This window comes from Streptomyces sp. CB02261 (assembly GCF_001905665.1).
In the GTDB taxonomy this organism is placed as follows: Bacteria; Actinomycetota; Actinomycetes; order Streptomycetales; family Streptomycetaceae; genus Streptomyces.
Genome location: NZ_LIVX01000007.1, coordinates 444,317 through 462,982 on the forward strand (window position 1 = coordinate 444,317; position 18,666 = coordinate 462,982).

The 18,666-nt window shown below is 71.6% G+C and carries 12 protein-coding genes; 9 read left to right on the top strand and 3 right to left on the bottom strand.

Annotation, left to right across the window (positions count from 1 at the left end; translation table 11 throughout):
* Positions 1-325 precede the first annotated feature (325 nt).
* The 6 genes from AMK29_RS24595 (at position 326) to AMK29_RS24620 (ending at position 12,022) form a co-directional block, all read left to right on the top strand.
* On the top strand, positions 326-1,768 hold the full coding sequence (locus AMK29_RS24595; protein WP_073816753.1) for an RICIN domain-containing protein: 1,443 nt from the start codon (positions 326-328) through the stop codon (positions 1,766-1,768).
* A 143-nt stretch (positions 1,769-1,911) separates the two neighbouring features.
* On the top strand, positions 1,912-4,332 hold the full coding sequence (locus AMK29_RS24600; protein ID WP_073816757.1) for an RICIN domain-containing protein: 2,421 nt from the start codon (positions 1,912-1,914) through the stop codon (positions 4,330-4,332).
* Between the two features lie 147 nt (positions 4,333-4,479).
* Positions 4,480-7,251: a SpoIIE family protein phosphatase/ATP-binding protein gene (locus tag AMK29_RS24605; protein WP_079197109.1), complete on the top strand. Its 2,772-nt coding sequence runs from the start codon at positions 4,480-4,482 to the stop codon at positions 7,249-7,251.
* A gap of 98 nt (positions 7,252-7,349) precedes the next feature.
* Complete coding sequence (locus tag AMK29_RS24610; protein WP_073816761.1) at positions 7,350-8,498, top strand: ABC transporter substrate-binding protein; 1,149 nt, start codon at positions 7,350-7,352, stop codon at positions 8,496-8,498.
* 320 nt (positions 8,499-8,818) lie between these two features.
* Entirely contained in the window at positions 8,819-10,270 is a 1,452-nt protein-coding gene (locus AMK29_RS24615) for an RICIN domain-containing protein (RefSeq protein ID WP_073817237.1), read from the top strand.
* A gap of 231 nt (positions 10,271-10,501) precedes the next feature.
* Positions 10,502-12,022 (top strand): alkaline phosphatase family protein, encoded by a 1,521-nt coding sequence (locus AMK29_RS24620; RefSeq protein ID WP_241845680.1) that lies wholly within the window; start codon positions 10,502-10,504, stop codon positions 12,020-12,022.
* Positions 12,023-12,109: 87 nt separating this feature from the next.
* Here the strand turns inward: AMK29_RS24620 and AMK29_RS24625 are convergent, their stop codons facing one another.
* Genes AMK29_RS24625 through AMK29_RS24635 form a run of 3 tightly spaced genes read right to left on the bottom strand, consistent with a single transcriptional unit; the run spans position 12,110 to position 15,382 of the window.
* Positions 12,110-13,183: an acyl-CoA dehydrogenase family protein gene (locus AMK29_RS24625; RefSeq protein ID WP_073816764.1), complete on the bottom strand. Its 1,074-nt coding sequence runs from the start codon at positions 13,181-13,183 to the stop codon at positions 12,110-12,112.
* Positions 13,184-13,223: 40 nt separating this feature from the next.
* Positions 13,224-14,213 carry an acyl-CoA dehydrogenase family protein gene (locus tag AMK29_RS24630; RefSeq protein WP_073816767.1) on the bottom strand — a complete coding sequence of 330 codons (990 nt, stop codon included), beginning with the start codon at positions 14,211-14,213 and terminating at the stop codon, positions 13,224-13,226.
* Positions 14,213-15,382, bottom strand: a complete 1,170-nt coding sequence (locus tag AMK29_RS24635; protein WP_073816771.1) for an acyl-CoA dehydrogenase family protein — start codon at positions 15,380-15,382, stop codon at positions 14,213-14,215. The genes AMK29_RS24630 and AMK29_RS24635 overlap by 1 nt, the downstream gene beginning before the upstream one ends.
* 110 nt (positions 15,383-15,492) lie before the next feature.
* Between AMK29_RS24635 and AMK29_RS24640 the strand changes: the two genes are divergently transcribed.
* The 3 genes from AMK29_RS24640 to AMK29_RS24650 are packed head-to-tail and all read left to right on the top strand — an operon-like array spanning position 15,493 to position 18,651.
* A complete protein-coding gene (locus tag AMK29_RS24640; RefSeq protein WP_073816774.1) occupies positions 15,493-16,662 on the top strand; it encodes an acyl-CoA dehydrogenase family protein in 1,170 nt (389 codons plus the stop codon).
* Positions 16,659-17,447: an SDR family oxidoreductase gene (locus tag AMK29_RS24645; RefSeq protein ID WP_073816777.1), complete on the top strand. Its 789-nt coding sequence runs from the start codon at positions 16,659-16,661 to the stop codon at positions 17,445-17,447. The genes AMK29_RS24640 and AMK29_RS24645 overlap by 4 nt, the downstream gene beginning before the upstream one ends.
* Before the next feature lie 46 nt (positions 17,448-17,493).
* The gene (locus AMK29_RS24650; protein ID WP_073816781.1) at positions 17,494-18,651 is read left to right on the top strand and encodes an acetyl-CoA C-acetyltransferase; all 1,158 of its coding nucleotides are present in this window, start codon (positions 17,494-17,496) and stop codon (positions 18,649-18,651) included.
* Positions 18,652-18,666: the final 15 nt, after the last annotated feature.

Sequence of the window (18,666 nt, forward strand, 5' to 3'; positions counted from 1 at the left end):
CCTTCCACATGTTGGCGTAAACATACCGGCCGGTCAAACTTCGGCGGATCTTGTCCGAATCCTTGACAGTCCCTGTCGCCGCTTCCAAACTCTCGTCCCAAGCGCTCGTGTTAACGCGAACATGAGAAGGCGACACCTTCGCGTAACGCGGTGGTCACCTTCCGTCGGTGGCGCCGGACCCACCCGGCGGCCACCGTGCCGCACCCCCCGCGGCCCCATCGTGCGCCCTCATCCACGCAGGCATCCTCGCGCCGGAGGTGCGCTCCCGCCTGCCCCGCCAGCCACACCAGCCACTCCATTCCCCCCAAACACGAGGTACGCGATCATGCGACGCACATCCTCGGGGACGGCCACCGTGCTCACCGCACTCTGTGCCGTACTCCTGTCCCTGCTGGGCACCGTCGGCACCGCTCACGCCGCATCGGTGACCGTCACCAACGCCACCCAGTTCACCGACCCGGCGGGCAACCCCGTCCACGCCCACGGCGGCGGGGTCCTCAAGGTCGGCGCGTACTACTACTGGTTCGGCGAGAACCGCAACGGCGACAACAGCTTCCGGTACGTCTCCGCCTACCGCTCCACCGACCTGAAGACGTGGGAGTTCCGCAACCACGTCCTCAAGCAGGAGACGGACCCCGAGCTCCAGGGCGCCAACATCGAGCGGCCCAAGGTCATCTACAACGCCTCGACCGGCAAGTTCGTGATGTGGATGCACAAGGAGGGCAGCGCCACCGACTACAGCGAGGCCCGTGCCGCGGTCGCGGTCTCCTCCACCGTCGACGGCGACTACACCTGGCAGGGCAGCTTCCGCCCCGAGGGGCACATGTCCCGTGACATCACCACGTTCGTCGACACCGACGGCACCGGCTACATGATCTCGGCGGCCAACGAGAACGCGGACCTGCACATCTACCGCCTCACCGCCGACTACACCGCCATCGACGCCCAGGTGCAGAAGCTCTGGGCGGGCCACTGGCGCGAGGCCCCCGCGATGTTCAAGCGCAACGGCGTCTACTTCCTGCTCACCTCCGGCGCCACCGGCTGGTCCCCCAACCAGCAGAAGTACGCCACCGCCACCAGCATCACCGGCACCTGGAGCGACCTGAAGGACGTCGGCGACGGGACCGCGTACGGCTCCCAGACCGCGTACGTCCTGCCCGTCCAGGGCACCTCCGGCACCTCGTTCCTCTACATGGGCGACCGCTGGGGCAACTCCATCGGCGGCATGGTCAACGACTCCCGGTACGTCTGGCTCCCGCTGAAGTTCCCCACCGGCACCACCATGACCATGGACTACTTCCCGCAGGTCACCATCGACACCGCCACCGGCTCGGTGCAGGGCCTCGGCACCTGGGAGACGCTGAAGGCCTCCCACAGCGGCAAGTGCGCCGACGTCGCCGACCGCTCCACCGCCGACGGCGCCGCCCTCATCCAGTGGGGCTGCGGCAACAGCGTCAACCAGCAGTTCTGGCTCAAGTCGGCCGGCAACAACCGGGTGCAGATCGTCGCCCGCTACAGCGGCAAGTGCCTCGCCCCGCAGGGCGGCTCGACCGCCGACGGCACGGCCGTCGTCCAGTACACCTGCAACGGCACGGCCGCCCAGCAGTGGAGGGTGATCGGCTCCGGCAACACCGTCCAGCTGTCCGCCGTAGTGAGCAGCAAGTGCCTGGACGTCATGAACACGTCCACGAATGACGGCACCCCGCTCATCCAGTGGAGCTGCAACAGCGGCGCCGCCAACCAGAAGTGGCTCCGCACGGCTGCCTGACAGCCGTCCGGACCGCACCGGGCAGGCCCCGACCCCCCGGCGGGGCCTGCCCCATCCATGACCGACCGCCCGCACCAGCCGGCCGCGCCGGCCCGGCCGCGCGGTCCCCTCGGCGAGCAACGATCAACTCAGGGAGATCGACCATGCGCTCCACCCGTGAACGACCCTCGAACCGCGTGCGCAGGAGCGGCGCGGTCCTGGCCGGCGCCGCCGTGGCCGCGCTCCTCGCGACCGGCCTCACGCCCGTGACCTCCGTGGCGGCCGAGGGCGCGGAGCAGGCGGTGACCGTCCGCCCCGACCCGAGCTACCAGCAGCAGCCGTTCGAGGGCTGGGGCACCGCGCTCGCCTGGTTCGCCAACGTGACCGGAGGCTGGCCGGACGCCCAGCGCAACGCGCTCGCCGACGCCCTCTACGGCGCGGACGGCCTCGGCTTCACCATCGCCCGCTACAACATCGGCGGCGGCGACAGCCCCGAGACCACCCCCTACATGCGGGCCGGTGCCGCCGTCCCCGGCTGGTGGAACCGCCCCGGGGCCGAGTCCCCCGACTGGTGGGACCCGAACAACCCCACCCACTGGAACCCGAACGCCGACGCCAACCAGCGCTGGTGGCTCACCGCCGCCAAGGCGCGTGGCGCCGACAAGTTCGAGGCCTTCTCCAACTCCGCGCCCTACTTCATGACGAACAGCGGTCTCGTCTCGGGCAACTGGAACGCCTGGCACGACAACCTCCGCTCCGACCAGTACGAGCGGTTCGCCACGTACCTCTCCGGCGCCATGAAGCGCGCGCAGAACGCCACCGGTGTCACCTTCGGCACCCTTTCCCCCATCAACGAGCCCAACACCAACTACTGGGGCGCGGGCGGCCGGCAGGAAGGCTCGCACTGGGACCCGGCCTCCCAGGCGCGCATGTTCACCACCATGCGGGCCCGGCTGAACGCCGACGGCCTCTCCACGCGCATCGCCGCCATGGACGAGACCAACCCGAACACCTTCCGCACCAACTGGGACACCTACGACACGGCGACCAAGGCCGCGCTCGGCCAGCTCAACACCCACACGTACAGCACCGGCGGCCGTATCGGTGCCCGTGACATCGCCAAGGGGACGGCCACCCCGCTGTGGATGTCCGAGGTGGACCTCGGCGGCAGCGTCGGGCAGAGCTTCACCGACATGAGCCCCGCCCTCGACCTCACCCAGCGCGTCAACGAGGACTTCCGCGAGCTGGAGCCCCGGGCCTGGGTCCTGTGGCAGGCCGTCGAGGACTACGAGAACATGACGCCGGACCACGAGAACTCCAACTGGGGCCTCATCCAGACCGACTTCACCCCGGCCGACGCGGCCACCGAGCCGATCCGCAAGAACAAGAAGTACTGGGCGATGGCGAACTACACCAAGTTCGTCCGTCCGGGCGCCCGGGTCATCAACACCGACAACGCCGACACCTTCGCCGCGCTGCGGCCGGCCGGTCAGGGCGCGGTCGTCGTCCACACCAACCCGACGAACGAGCCCCAGCGGCTCACCCTGAACCTCTCCGGTTTCCAGAACGTGGGCACAGGGACCGTCCAGCGCTACACCACCGACGGCACCAAGAACCTCCAGCGCGAGACTGACCTGACCCCCGCGGGCAAGACGCTCACCGCCACCGTGGGCGCGGGCTCCGTCACCACGTTCGTCCTCCCGGCCGCGACCGGCGTGAACATCTCCGACACCACGGCTCCCACCGGCGCCGCCCGGCAACTGCTCAACGACAACAGCGGCAAGGCCCTGGCCGTGGCCACCAGCGGCGGCCAGAGCACCCTGGTCCAGCGCACCTCCAGCCCCGGCACCACGACGCAGCAGTGGAAGTTCACCAAGCTCGCCTCGGCCGACTGGAGCAACACCGCGACCTACCGCATCACGAGCGTCGCCAACGGCAAGGCGCTCACCGCGCAGGGCGACGCCCTCACCCTGGTGAACTCGGGCACCTCCGCCGAACAGAAGTGGATGCTGTCCACCACCGGCGACGGGCACCACACCCTCGTGAACAGCGCGAGCGGCAAGCTGCTCGACGTCGGCAACGAGTCGACGAGCGACGGCGCGCCCGTCGGCGTCTACCGTCCGACGACCGGGTCCAACCAGTCCTGGACCTTCCGCTCGGTCGCCGCGGACACCTGGGCCCCGCTGCGTCTGCGCCACAGCGGGAAGTGCCTGGACGTGACCGGAGCCTCCCTCGCCGACGGCGCGCAGGTCGTCCAGTACACCTGCGGCGGCGCGACCAACCAGCAGTGGTCCCTCCGTCCCGCGGGCGGTGGCTACGTCAACGTCGTCGCCCGTCACAGCGGCCGCTGTCTCGACGTCACCAACGAGTCGACCGCCGACGGCGCGATCGCCTTCCAGTACGCCTGCAACGGCGGCACCAACCAGCAGTGGGCGGTGCACAAGTCGGCCGACGGGTTCATCACCCTGCTGGCCCGCCACAGCGGCAAGTGCCTGGACGTGAGCGGCGCCTCCACGGCGAACGGCGCCGAGGTCGTCCAGTACACCTGCGGCACGGGCACCAACCAGCAGCTCAGCACCTCCTAGCCGCCCCGGTCGGCCCGGAAGCCACCCGGCTTCCGGGCCGGCCTCACCTGTTCGAACGTGATGACTTCGATGGCCCTCCGTGCGGCCGTCGACCCGCACGGGCCCCGTGCTTGCCAGGAACCATTCAAAAATGGATAAATGTGGAGCATGAGCGGAGAAACGGGTCATAAGCGAGGCGATCCGCGTGAGCCCCCAACCAGGGGGCCGTGGCGCATCAAGGCCTGGCTGACCACGCGCAGCGTCGCCCGCGAGGTCTTCCTCCTCCAGCTGATCCTCGTCATCCTGCTCGTCGCCGCCGCCGTCGTGGCCATCGTCGTCCAGGCCCGACGCGACACCATGACCGACGCCCGCCACCGGACCGTCGCCGCCGCCCAGTCGTTCGCGCACGCCCCGGGCCTCGTCGAGGCCCTCGAGGAGGACTTCCCCACGGTCGTCCTCCAGCCCCTCGCCGAAGGGGCCCGCAAGGCCGCCGGCATCGACGCCCTGATCGTGTACGAACTCGACGGGATCACCCTCACCCACAGCGACCCCACCCAGCTCGGCAAGCACGTCATCGGCCCGTACGCCGAAGCGGCGGCCGGCCGGCCCTTCACCCGTACCTTCCAGGGCGCCCTGGGCCTCTCCGTCGTCTCGGCCGCCCCCGTCAGGGATTCCGCCGGAGACGTGGTCGCCATCGTGTCCGCGGCCGTGACGGTCGAGAAGGTCCAGGACTCGGTGGACCAGCAGCTGCCCGTCTTCCTGGGCAGCGCGGCCGGCGCCCTCGGTCTCGTCGCCCTCGGCACGGGCCTGGTCAGCCGCCGTCTGCGCCGCCAGACCCACGGCCTGGGCCCGGTCGAGATGACCCGTATGTACGAACACCACGACGCTGTCCTGCACGCCGTCCGCGAGGGCGTGCTCATCACCGGACGTGACGACCGGCTGCTCCTCGCCAACGACGAGGCCCGTCGCCTCCTCGACCTGCCGGAGGACGCGGAGGGCCGCCGCGTCACCGACCTCGGACTCGACAGCTCCCTCAGCACCCTCCTGGCATCGGACCGGATCGCCACCGACGAGGTGCACCTGGCCGCGGACCGGCTGCTCGCCCTCAACAAACGCGTCACCCTTCCCGTCGGCGGCGGTCAGCGGGGCAGTGTGATCACCCTGCGGGACACCACCGAGCTGCGCTCCCTGTCCGGCCGGGCCGAGGTGGCGCGGGAGCGGCTGACACTGCTCTACGACGCCGGTGTCCGCGTCGGGACGACCCTGGACGTGGTGCGCACCGCCGAGGAACTGGCGGAGGTGGTGGTCCCCAGGTTCGCGGACGTGGTCACGGTCGAGCTCCTGGACCCCGTCCTGAGCGGCGAGGAACCGGCCGGGGCGAGCACCGAACTGCGCCGGACGGCCATCGCCGGCCTCACCGAGGACCACCCCCTCTACCCCTCGGGAGAGCTGATCCGCTTCGTCCCCGGAACCCCGGTGGAGACCAGCGTCAGCGAGGGCCGCTCCGTCGTGGTGACCGACCTCGCCTCCGATCCCGGCTGGCGCGCCCAGGACGAGGAGCGGGCCACCCGGATCCTCCACTACGGCATCCACTCCCTGGCGGTCGTACCGCTGCGTGCGCGAGGGGTGGTCCTCGGCGTCGCGAACTTCTGGCGGTCGGGAGCCTCCACACCGTTCTCCGACGAGGACCTGTCCTTCGCCGAGGAGCTGGCGAGCAGGGCCGCGGTCTCCATCGACAACGCCCGCCGCTACACCCGCGAGCACGCGATGGCCGTCACCCTCCAGCGCAGCCTGATGCCACGCAACCTCCCCGAGGGCGAGGCCCTCGACGTGGCCTCGCGCTACATGCCCGCGGAGTCCGGGGTGGGCGGTGACTGGTTCGACGTGATCCCGCTGCCCGGTGCCCGGGTGGCACTCGTCGTCGGCGACGTCGTCGGCCACGGTCTGCACGCCGCCGCCACCATGGGCCGGCTGCGCATCGCCGTACACAACTTCTCGGGCCTCGACCTCTCCCCGGACGACCTGATCGGACACCTCGACGAACTCGTGGCCCTGATCGACGTCCAGGGCGAGTCGACCGCGAACGACGCGGAGATGATCACCGGAGCCACCTGCCTGTGCGTCGTCTACGACTCCGTCTCCGGCGAGGTCACCGCCGCCACGGCCGGCCACCTGCCCCCGGCGGTCGTCCGCCCCGACGGCAGCGTCGAGTACCTCGCGGCCCCCGTCTCCCCACCGCTCGGCCTCGGCGCCGGCATGCCCGTCGAGACGATCCGTACGACCCTGCCCGAGGGCTCCCGGCTCGTGCTCTACACCGACGGCCTCCTCGAGGACCGCAGCCGGGACCTCGACGCGAGCCTGGACGCCCTGCGCGAAGCCCTCACCGGGCCCGACCGCACTCCGGAGGAGACCTGCGCCTCCGTCATCGACACGATGCTGCCCGCGGGCTCGGGCGACGACGTCGCCCTGCTCGTGGCGCGCGTCCGTCGCCTCGCCCCCGACCGCGTCGCCGTCTGGGACGTGCCGCGCGACCCGGCGGCCGTGAGCCCGGTCCGCAACGCGTGCGCCCGCAAGCTGGCCGAGTGGGGGCTTGAGGACATCTCCTTCGGCACCGAGCTCATCCTCAGCGAACTGATCACCAACGCCGTCCGCTACGGCATCGAGCCGATCCAGGTGCGGCTCCTCCACAGCACCTCCCTGATCTGCGAGGTCTCCGACGGCAGCAGCACCTCCCCGCACATCCGGCGCGCCAGCGACACCGACGAGGGCGGCCGCGGCCTCTTCCTCGTCGCCCAGTACGCCGAGAAGTGGGGCACCCGCTACTCCCACCGCGGGAAGACCATCTGGGCCTCCCAGGCGACCGGCCCCGGCGCGGGACCCGACCCGGAGCGGATGGGGGAGGAGGACATCCTCAGCCAGTGGGACGACGTGGAGCTGTGAGGGCCCGCACGCGGGCGTGGTCCGCCCGGACAGTACGGAAACGCGCGAGTAGGCTGGGGATCACCCCCGCCGATCCCCCCGACCCTTGTGGAGACGCCGTGGTCGGACCTCGCAGGACACGTGCCACCGCCCTTGTCGCCTGCCTCTGCGCGGTGGCGCTGGGCCTCGGCGCCTGCGGGGAGGAGAGCGAGCCGGTGAAGGTGGTGCCCCCGGCCGTGGCCACCTCGGCCGAGGAGGCCGGCGGCATGGACGCGCTGATCAAGGCGGCGAAGAAGGAAGGCACGCTCCACACGACGACCCTGCTGCGGCACTGGGCGAACTACGGCGGTCTGATGGACGGCTTCCAGAGGAAGTACGGAATCAAGATCGTCAACAGCAACCCGTTCGGGTCGAGCCAGCAGGAGATCGACGACATCAAGCGGAACCGCGGCAAGGCGAGCGCGCCCGACGTACTCGACCTCGGTGACGCCTTCGCCCAGTCCGCCGCGCGCGAGGGCCTCCTCGCCCCCTACCGGGTCGCCGACTGGGACAGGATCCCGGCGAACCAGAAGGACCCCGACGGCGACTGGTTCAACAGCTACGGCGGATACGTGGCCATCGGCTGCGACGAGAGTCGGGTGAAGGTCTGCCCCGTCTCCTTCGCCGATCTGCTCAAGCCCGAGTACCGGGGCATGGTCGCGCTCAACGGCAATCCCACGACGGCCGGTTCGGCCTTCGCCGGTGTATACGCGGCCGCCCTGGCCAACGGCGGCTCGTTCGACGACATCCAGCCGGGCATCGACTTCTTCGCGAAGCTCGACGACGTCGGCAACTACAACCGCGGCAACCCCAATCCGGAGGCGATCGTCCGCGGCGAGACCCCGATCAGCATCGAGTGGGACTTCCTCAACCTCCGTCACATCGACGAGCTGCGGGGTACCGACGTGCGCTGGAAGGTGTCCATCCCCTTCGACGGGAGCTTCTCGCAGTACTACGCCCAGGCGATCAACAAGTACGCCCCGCACCCGGCCGCGGCCCGGCTGTGGCAGGAGTATCTCGCCAGTACGGAGGGTCAGAACCTGCGGCTGGGAGGGTACGCCCGCCCCGTGCTCATGGACGCGATGGCGAAGGACGGCTCCCTCGACGAGGAGAAGGCCGCGCGGCTGCCGACCATCGAGGGCGGCGCGCCGACCTTCCCCACCGACGCGCAGCTGAGCAAGGCGCTCCGGGTGGTCGAGGAGAACTGGACCAAGGCCATCGAGGGGTGAGCCGGCCGGCGGATCACACGGCGCGGCAAGACATGTCTTGACAGACATCCGCGCGGCTTTCAGACTCTCTTCAACACCCCGCGTTAACGTAAACATGCGGAGGCGACACGCGGCCGTAACACGGCAGCCACCTTCCCCTCCGCGCACGGGCCGCGATCTCCCCGACCATCACCGCCGTCCACACGGTCCCGGTCGGCCGTCGCCTCCGCGTACGCCTCCTCGGTACGCAATCCACTCACACCACCCCTCACGGGTATGCCCGGTCCGGCGCGAGCGCCGACCCGGACGTACGGGTTCAGCACAGCAAGAGGTAAGTGATCATGTCGCGTAGAAGAACTGGGGCAACGGCCATCGTCGCCGCTCTGTCCGCTCTCCTCCTGTCCCTCGTGGGAGCCACGGGCACCGCCCACGCGGCCCCGGTGAGCATCGCCAACGCCACCCAGTTCACCGATCCGGAGGGCAACCCGGTCCACGCCCACGGCGGCGGTGTCGTCAAGGTCGGCGAGTACTACTACTGGTTCGGCGAGAACCGCAACGCCGACAACAGCTTCCGGTACGTCTCCGCCTACCGCTCCACCGACCTGAAGACGTGGGAGTTCCGCAACCACGTCCTCAAGCAGGAGACGGATCCCGAGCTCCAGGGTGCCAACATCGAGCGGCCCAAGGTCATCCACAACGAGGCCACCGGCCAGTTCGTGATGTGGATGCACAAGGAGGGCAGCGCCACCGACTACAGCGAGGCCCGTGCCGCCGTGGCCGTCTCCGACACGGTGGACGGCGACTACACCTGGAAGGGCAGCTTCCGCCCGCTCGGCCACATGTCCCGTGACATCACGGCCTTCGTCGACACCGACGGCACCGGCTACATGATCTCCGCCGCCAACGAGAACGCGGACCTGCACGTCTACCGTCTGACGTCGGACTACACCGGCATCGACGCCCAGGTGAAGAAGCTCTGGGCGGGCGGCATGCGGGAGGCTCCCGCGATGTTCAAGCGCAACGGCGTCTACTTCCTGCTCACCTCCGGCGCCACCGGCTGGGCCCCCAACCAGCAGAAGTACGCCACCGCCACCAGCATCACCGGCACCTGGAGCGGCCTGAAGGACGTCGGCAACTCCACCGCCTACCGCAGCCAGACGGCCTACGTCCTCCCGGTGACCGGCACCAACGGGACCAGCTACCTCTACATGGGTGACCGCTGGGGCAACTCGATGGGCGGCATGGTCCAGGACTCCCAGTACGTCTGGCTCCCGCTGAAGTTCCCCACCAAGACCACCATGACCATGGACTACTCGCCCAAGCTCACGATCGACGCCGCGGCCGGCAAGGTGACCGGCATGAACGTGATCTGGGAGACGCTCTCCGTCCGCAGCAGCGGCAAGTGCGCCGACGTCTCCAACTTCGACTCCGCCGACGGCGCCCCGATCGTCCAGTGGGGCTGCGGCGGGGACCTCAACCAGCAGTACTGGTTCAAGAACGTGGGCACCAGCGGCTACGTCCAGATCATGGCCCGCAACAGCGGCAAGTGCCTCGAGGTGAACGGGGCGTCCACCGAGGACGGCGCCGTGGTCGTCCAGAAGACCTGCGGCACGGCGAAGAACCAGCACTGGAAGGTCGAGCCGGTCGGCGACACCGGCTACAGCCAGCTGGTCGCGCGGCACAGTGGCAAGTGCCTGGACGTCGCGAACTGGTCGTACGCCGACGGCGGGGCGCTCGACCAGTGGACCTGCAACGCCGGTGACAACCAGCTGTGGGACCGGGCCATCGTCTGACGATGACCGCCCCTCCGAGTGCCTCTCCATCCTCGCGGTGGAGGGGCACTCCTCTGTGTGGGGACGCCCTTTGTCACGAGAGCATAACGGGTCTGAACCAGACGTCGTCGGCTGTTCATCTTCGAGGGCTGTTGTGTAAATCTGTTGATCCTCGGCCGGGCTCAGGCTCATCAACGCCCGGTCGCGCAACGGCCGTGCACCCCCCCCGACAGAACCTCCCAAGGAGATTCCGTGCACCTGTCCCGCTCCCTTCGTGCCGCCCTCGCGGTCACCGTCGCGGCAGCCGTACTGCCGCTCGCCGCCGCCGCCCACGCCGACGCCGCGGGCAAGAAGGAAGGGTCGTCCTCCGCCGCCGCCGCGTCCGCCAAGCGCCCCAAGTCGCTGGTGATCGGCATCGACGGCGCCACCTTCGCCAAGTTCGAGAAGGCGAAGATGCCCAAGGTCAAGGGCCTCATGGCCGCCGGCATGACCGCCACCAGCAACCTGTACGCGAACCCGATGGCCCCCACCTCCTCGGGCCCGGGCTGGTCGACCATCGCCACCGGCGCCTGGCCCGACAAGCACAAGGTCATCGACAACAGCTTCGCCGGCGCCCGCTACGACCTCTTCCCCGACTACGCCACCCGCCTGGAGAGCGTCAACTCCGCCTACAACACGCTGGTCGTGGGCACCTGGAGCCCGATCCGCGACACCGTCTTCGGCCCGGCGGTCGACACCCGCCTCGGTGGTGTCAACGACGCCGACACCACGACGACCGCCGTCTCCAAGCTCAAGACCACCGACGCGGACGCCACCTTCGTCCACCTCGACGAGGTCGACGGCGCCGGCCACTCCTACGGCACCGAGCACCGCGCCTACCTGACGGCCCTCGCCACCGCCGACACCCAGATCGGCCACATTCTCGACGCCGTCACCTCCCGCGCCAGCTACGCGAACGAGGACTGGCAGATCCTCATCACCGCCGACCACGGCCACACGCCCGGCGGAGGCCACGGCGGCAACCAGCCCGGCGAGCGGCAGACCTTCGTCATCGCCAAGGGAACCGGCTTCACCCCGGGCTCGGTCCGCCATGACGTCAAGATCACCGACATCGCGCCGACCGTCCTCTCCCACTTCGGCGTCACCCCCGCCCCGGCGTGGCAGCTCGACGGCAAGGCGATCGGCACCCTCGCGCCCGACGCCTTCGACGCCCTGCGCCCCTCCCTGAACACCCGGGTCGACGAACTCGCCCTGCCCTCCACCCTCAAGGGCTGGACGACCACCGCGCCCGCCGGCTGGACCATCGACAACTCGGCCATGCCGTCCGGCGGTGTGACCGAGTGGCGCGGCTGGTCCTTCGCGACCGACGAGTTCTGGACCAACGCCGAGCTGGGCCAGGGCCGCGAGACCAACGTGCGCGCCCGTGACGTCTTCGCGGTCGCCGACTCCGACGAGTGGGGCGACAAGGCCCACGGCGCCGGCCAGTTCGACTCCACCCTCGTCAGCCCCGCCTACGCCGTGACCGGCGGCACCACGGCGACCGTCTCGTACGCGACGAACTACAAGGTGGACGGCCCGCAGACCGGCGACGTCTACGTCTCCTTCGACGGCGGCACCCCGCAGCTGCTGCAGTCCTACCGGGCGAACGTCAACACCTTCGAGAAGCTCACGGTCGCCGTCCCGGCCGGAGCCACCACCGCCCAGCTGCGCTTCCGCTACACGGGCACCAACAGCGCGTTCTGGACGGTCGACCAGGTCAACGTCAGCTCCTGATCCTCACTGCCACGCGAAGGGCACCGGCGGGCGCGAACCGCTCGCCGGTGCCCTTCGCCGTGTGCGCGGAACGCCCGTCGCGGCCGGTCACGCCGGACCCAGGCCCAGGCCGGCCGCGAGCCGGGCGCGGTGCCAGGCCGGCGGGCCGAAGAGCTGGGCCGAGCCGTGGGCGCGTTTGAAGTAGCGGTGGGCGGCGTGCTCCCACGTGACGCCGATGCCGCCGTGCAACTGGATCATCTCGCCCGCCACCAGCGAGAACGCCTCCGAGCAGGCCGACTTGGCCGCCGCCGCGAGCCGGGACAGCTCCGCCGGCTCCCCGGCGGCCGCGAAGGACGCCCCGAGCGCCGCCGAGCGCGCCGACTCCACCAGCACGTACGCGTCCGCGAGCCGGTGCTTGACGGCCTGGAAGGAGCCGATGGGCCGGCCGAACTGAACCCGCTCCCCGGTGTAGGCGACCGTGAGCTCCAGACAGCGCGCGGCGCCGCCGACCTGTTCGGCGGCGAGCGCCGCGCACGCCACGTCCAGGACGTGCCACAGCACCCGTTCGCCGTCACCCTCGGTCCCGACGAGCCGGCCCTCCGCCCCCGTGAGCACCACGCGCGCCTGCGCCCGGGTGGCGTCCATCGTCACCGCCGCCCGCCGGTCCACACCCGGACCGTTCCCGGCCACCTCGAAGAGCGACACCCCCGCTCCGGTACGGGCGGCCACCAGCAACACCCCTGCCTCGGCGCCGTCCAGGACGTGCTCCTTGACACCGGTGATCCGCCACCTCCCGCCGGGCCCGGGGGAGGCCTCGGCCCGTACCGCGGCCGGGTCCCACGAACCGCGCTCGGCCCACGCCAGGGACCCCACCACGGATCCCGAGGCGAGTCCCGGCAGGAGCCGTGCGCACGCCGCCGCGTCGTCGGAGTCGAGCAGCGCCCGCACCACGAGCACCGCGGAGCCGAGGTAGGGGACGGGGCTCAGTTCCCGCCCCAGCTCCTCCATCACCACGTGCACCTCCCCGGCGCCGCAGCCCGCGCCGCCGTACTCCTCCGGGACCGCGAGCCCGGTGACGCCGATCTGCCCGGTCAGCGGGCGCCAGGCCGCAGCGCCCGCGTGACGCCCGAGCAACGTCCTTACAGCGGAACGCAGTTCCCGCTGCTCCTCGGTGAGTCTCACGCCTCCGCTCCTCTCGGTCTCGGCCGGGTACGGGCGACGGTCAGGGCGCGAGGACGCGGGCGCGGCAGGCCGCCGGGGTGCCCCAGGCGTCGCGGAGCGGCCGGGCCTTGCGGATCCACAGGGCCAGGTCCAACTCGTCCGTGTAACCCACGGCGCCGTGCAGCTGCAGGGCGGTACGGGCGGCGGCGTACGCGGCCTCGCCCGCCGTGACCTTCGCGGCGGCGACCTCGGCGGAGCTTCCCTCCGCCCCCTCCGCCAGAGCCAGGGCCGCCGCGTGGAGCAGGGGCCGGGCGAACTCCAGGGCGAGGAGCGTGTCGGCCATGCGATGCTTCACCGCCTGGAACGAACCGACGGCCACCCCGAACTGGGTCCGCCGCGTCACGTGGGCGACGGTCCGGTCGAGCAGGGCGCGGCCGACACCCAGGGACTGCGCGGCGGTGACCAGGGCGGCGACGTCGACGGCGTACGCGGTCGCGGCGGCCACCACCGGACCCCGCGCCAGGACGGTCCCCCCATGGGGCCGGGCCAGCCGGCGTACGGGGTCGACCGAGGGCTGGACCGGGCCGGCGCCCTCCGCCAGGCGTACGGTGTCGCCCTCGACGACGAGCACGGCGTCGGCGGCGTGCGGGTCCAGGGCGTACGGGCTTCCGGCCGCCGGTACGCACAGGGACACGACCGCCGCCCCCGAGGCGATCCGCGGCAGCCACGGCGCCGCGGCCCCGCCGTCCCCGAGCCGGTCGAGGAGCGCGGCGGCCGCGACGGTCTCGACCACCGGCCCCGGGACGGCGTGACGGCCGAGTTCGGTGAAGGCGACGGCGAGTTCGACGGGCAGCGGGCCCAGGCCTTCATGCCGTTCCGGTACGGCGAGGGCGAAGACCCCCGCTGCCGCGAGCCGTGACCAGAGCGCTCGGCCGGGTGCGGTGTCCCCGGCGGCCCAGGCCCGCGCCGCCCCCGGGACGTCGGCCGCCGTGAGCATGGCGTCGAGGGAGCGGGCGAACTCCCGCTGTTCGTCGTCGAGGAGGAACCGCATCACCGGCGTCCCTTCGGGAGACCGAGCAGCCGCTCGGCGATGATGTCGCGCTGGATCTCGTTGGTGCCGGCGTAGAGGGGACCCGCGAGCGAGAAGGTGTGACCTCCGGCCCAACTGCCGTGCGCGGGAGCGTCGGTGGCCTCGTCGGACAGCTCGCCGTACGGGCCGAGCAGGTCGAGGGCGGTCTCATGGAGGGCGATGTCCAGCTCGGACCAGAAGACCTTGTTGAGGCTGGACTCGGCGCCGATCGATCCACCGGCGGCGAGGCGGGACGCGCCCGCGAAGGCGAACAGGCGGTAGGCGCGGGCGCCGACGACCGCGTCGGCGACCCGGTCGCGCAGGGCCGTGTCCGTGGGGTCGCCGCTCTCCCGCCACAGTGCGGTGAGGCGCTCGGCGGCGGCCGTGAATCGGCCCGGGCTGCGCAGGGTGAGCCCCCGTTCGTTGCCCGCGGTGCTCATCGCGACCCGCCAGCCCTGCCCGGGCGCCCCGATGACGTCCTCGTCGGGCACGAAGACGTCGTCGAGGAAGAGCTCGGCGAAGGCGGGCTTGCCGTCGAGCCGTCCGACGGGCCGTACGGTCACCCCGTCGGCGTCCAGCGGGAACATCAGGTACGTCAGGCCCTGGTGCGGCTTCCCGGCGTCGGGGTCGCTGCGGAAGAGGCCGAACGCGCGGTCGGCGAAGGCCGCCCGGGACGACCAGGTCTTCTGGCCGCTCAGGAGCCAGCCGCCGTCGGTCCGTACGGCCGTGGAGCGGAGCGAGGCCAGGTCGGAGCCGGACTCCGGTTCCGACCAGGCCTGCGCCCAGACGACCTCGCCGCCCGCCATGGGGGGCAGGACGCGGGCGCGCTGCTGGTCGGTGCCGTACTCGAAGAGGGTGGGGGCGAGCAGGTTGATGCCGTTCTGGCCGACCCGGCCGGGTGAGCCGGCCGCGTAGTACTCCTCCTCGAAGATCAGCCACCGGAGGATCGAGCTGCCCCGGCCGCCGTACTCCTCGGGCCAGGAGACCACCGACCAGCGGTCGGCGGCGAGGATCCGCTCCCACTCCCGGTGGGCCGCGAAGCCCTTCTCGGTCTCCAGGGAGGGCAGGGGGACGGGCGGCACATGGGCGGCGAGCCAGGCCCGGGCCTCGGCCCGGAAGGCGTCGTCGGCCGGGGAGAAGTCGAGGTCCATCAGGCTCCCGCCGCCTTCCGCGCGGAGCGGAGGGGCGCCGGGGACGCGGTGTGGGCAGCGGACATCCGCTCTCCTTCCCTAACAAGTGTTTGGTAGGTTAACGTACGGCCGTGAACGACGTCGAGGAGTTCCGCAGAGAGGTCCGCGGGTGGCTGCGCTCGAACCTCACCGGCGGCTTCGCCGCCCTGCGCGGGCGCGGCGGCCCCGGGCGGGAACACGAGGCGTACCCCGAACGCCTCGCCTGGGAACGGCACATGGCCGCCGCGGGGTGGACCTGCGTCGGCTGGCCGAAGGAGTACGGCGGCCGCGGTGCGACCCTCGAACAGCAGGTCGCCTTCCACGAGGAGTACGCCCTCGCCGACGCGCCCGCCCGCGTCAACCACATCGGCGAACAGCTCCTCGGGCCCACCCTCATCGCCTTCGGCACCCCCGGCCAGCGCACGCGCTTCCTGCCGCCGATCGTCTCCGTCCAGGAGCTGTGGTGCCAGGGCTACAGCGAGCCCGACGCCGGCTCGGACCTGGCGAACGTACGGACCCGCGCCGAGCCGCACGACGACGGGACGTGGCTGGTCACCGGCCAGAAGACATGGACCTCGCACGCGCACGAGTCCGACTGGTGCTTCGTCGTCGCCCGCACCGAACCCGGCTCCACCCGCCACCGGGGCCTGTCCTACCTCCTCGTCCCCCTGGACCAGCCCGGGGTGGAGATCCGGCCGATCGTCCAGCTGACCGGCACCTCCGAGTTCAACGAGGTGTTCTTCGACGGGGCCAGGACCGACGCGGCGAACGTCGTCGGCGCCCCCGGCGACGGCTGGAGGGTGGCCATGGCCACCCTCGGCTTCGAGCGGGGCGTCTCCACCCTCGGCCAGCAGGTCGGCTTCCGCCGCGAGCTGGAGGCCGTCATCGCGCTGGCCCAGCGCACCGGCGCCGCCACGGACCCGCTGATCCGCGACCGCATCGCGCGCGCCTGGATCGGTCTGGAGACCATCCGCTTCAACGCCCTGCGCATGCTCGGCGGAGCCGCGGCCGGGGCGCCGGGACCCGAGGCGTCCATCGGGAAGATCTTCTGGGCCACCTGGCACCGGGAACTCGGCGAGCTCGCCATGGACGTCTGCGGCGCCGACGGGACGCTCGCCGCCGGCGAGCCGTACGACCTCACCGACTGGCAGCGGCTGTTCCTGTTCTCCCGCTCCGACACGATCTACGCGGGCTCCAACGAGATCCAGCGGAACATCATCGCCGAGCGCGTCCTCGGCCTGCCCAAGGAGGCCCGCCCGTGACCGGCACGCCACCCCCCTACCTCCCGGGCCACCGTCTGCTCGCCGGGCGCGGCGCCGTCGTCACCGCCGCCGCCGGCGCGGGCATCGGCGGCGCGACCGCCCGCCGCCTCCTGGAGGAAGGCGCCCGTGTCGTCCTCTCCGACGCCCACGCCCGCAGACTGGAGAAGTCCACGGCGGAACTCGCCGCCGAGTTCGGCACGGACCGGGTCGCGGCCCTGCCCTGCGACGTCACCGACGAGACGCAGGTCGCCGCCCTGCTCGACCTCGCGGTGGAGCGCCACGGACACCTCGACATCGTCGTCAACAACGCCGGCCTCGGTGGCACGGCGGACCTGGTCGACATGACCGACGAGCAGTGGGACCGGGTCCTCGACGTGACCCTGAACGGCACCTTCCGCTGCACCCGGGCCGCGCTGCGCCGCATGAAGGCCGCGGGCACCGGGGGCGTCGTCGTCAACAACGCCTCGGTGATCGGCTGGCGGGCCCAGAAGGGCCAGTCCCACTACGCCGCCGCCAAGGCCGGCGTCATGGCCCTCACCCGCTGCGCCGCCCTGGAGGCCGCCGCGTACGGGGTCCGGGTCAACGCGGTGTCCCCGAGCCTGGCCATGCACCCGCACCTGGCGAAGGTCACCAGCCCTGAACTCCTGGAGGAGCTGACCTCCCGCGAGGCCTTCGGACGCCACGCCGAACCCTGGGAGATCGCCAACGTGATCGTCTTCCTCGCCAGCGGCTACTCCTCGTACCTGACGGGTGAGGTCCTCTCCGTCAGCAGCCAGCATCCGTGACCCCCGCGCCCGCACGGCGCACAGTGGACAGAGAGAAGGAGTGGCCATGGCCGAGGCATACATCGTCGAAGCGGTACGCACCCCGGTCGGCCGGCGCGGCGGCGGACTGTCCGCCGTCCACCCCGCCGACCTCGGCGCGCACGTGCTGAAGGCGCTCATGGAACGCTCGGGCGCCGACCCCGCCGCCGTCGAGGACGTCGTCCTCGGCTGCCTGGACACCGTAGGACCGCAGGCAGGGGACATAGCCCGCACCTGCTGGCTGGCCGCCGGACTGCCCGAGGAGGTGCCCGGTGTGACCGTGGACCGGCAGTGCGGCTCCTCCCAGCAGGCCCTGCACTTCGCCGCGCAGGGAGTCCTGTCCGGCACCCAGGACCTGGTCGTCGCGGGCGGCGTCCAGAACATGTCCCAGGTCCCCATCGCCTTCGCAAGCCGCCGGGCCGCCGCCCCGCTCGGCCTCACCGAGGGCCCCTACGCCGGCTCCACGGGCTGGCGGGCACGCTACGGCGACCAGCCTGTCGACCAGTTCCACGGCGCCGAGCTCATCGCGGCCAAGTGGGACGTCTCCCGCCGCGCCATGGAGGAGTACGCGCTGCGCTCGCACCAGCGGGCCGTCCGTGCCGTCGACGAGGGCCGCTTCGACCGCGAGATCGTGCCGTACGGGGACGTGACCACCGACGAGGGCCCGCGCCGCGACACCACCCTGGAGAAGATGGCGGCCCTGCGGCCGCTGGTGGAGGGCGGCCGGCTGACCGCCGCGGTCGCGTCGCAGGTCTCCGACGGAGCCTCGGCGATGCTCATCGCGTCGGAGCGCGCCGTACGCGAGCACGGCCTCACGCCGCGGGCCCGGGTCCACCACCTGTCCGTACGGGGGGAGGACCCGATCCGCATGCTGTCGGCCCCGATCCCGGCGACGGCGTACGCGCTGAAGAAGGCCGGGATGACGCTCGACGACATCGACCTGGTGGAGATCAACGAGGCCTTCGCCCCGGTCGTCCTGGCCTGGCTGAAGGAGACCGGCGCCGACCCGGAGAAGGTCAACGTCAACGGCGGCGCCATCGCCCTCGGGCACCCGCTCGGCGCGACCGGCACCAAGCTCGCGACCACCCTGCTGTGCGAACTCGAACGCACTGGTGGCCGCTATGGCCTGCAGACCATGTGCGAGGGCGGTGGCCAGGCGAACGTGACGATCATCGAACGACTCTGAGCGGGCCTCCGGGGG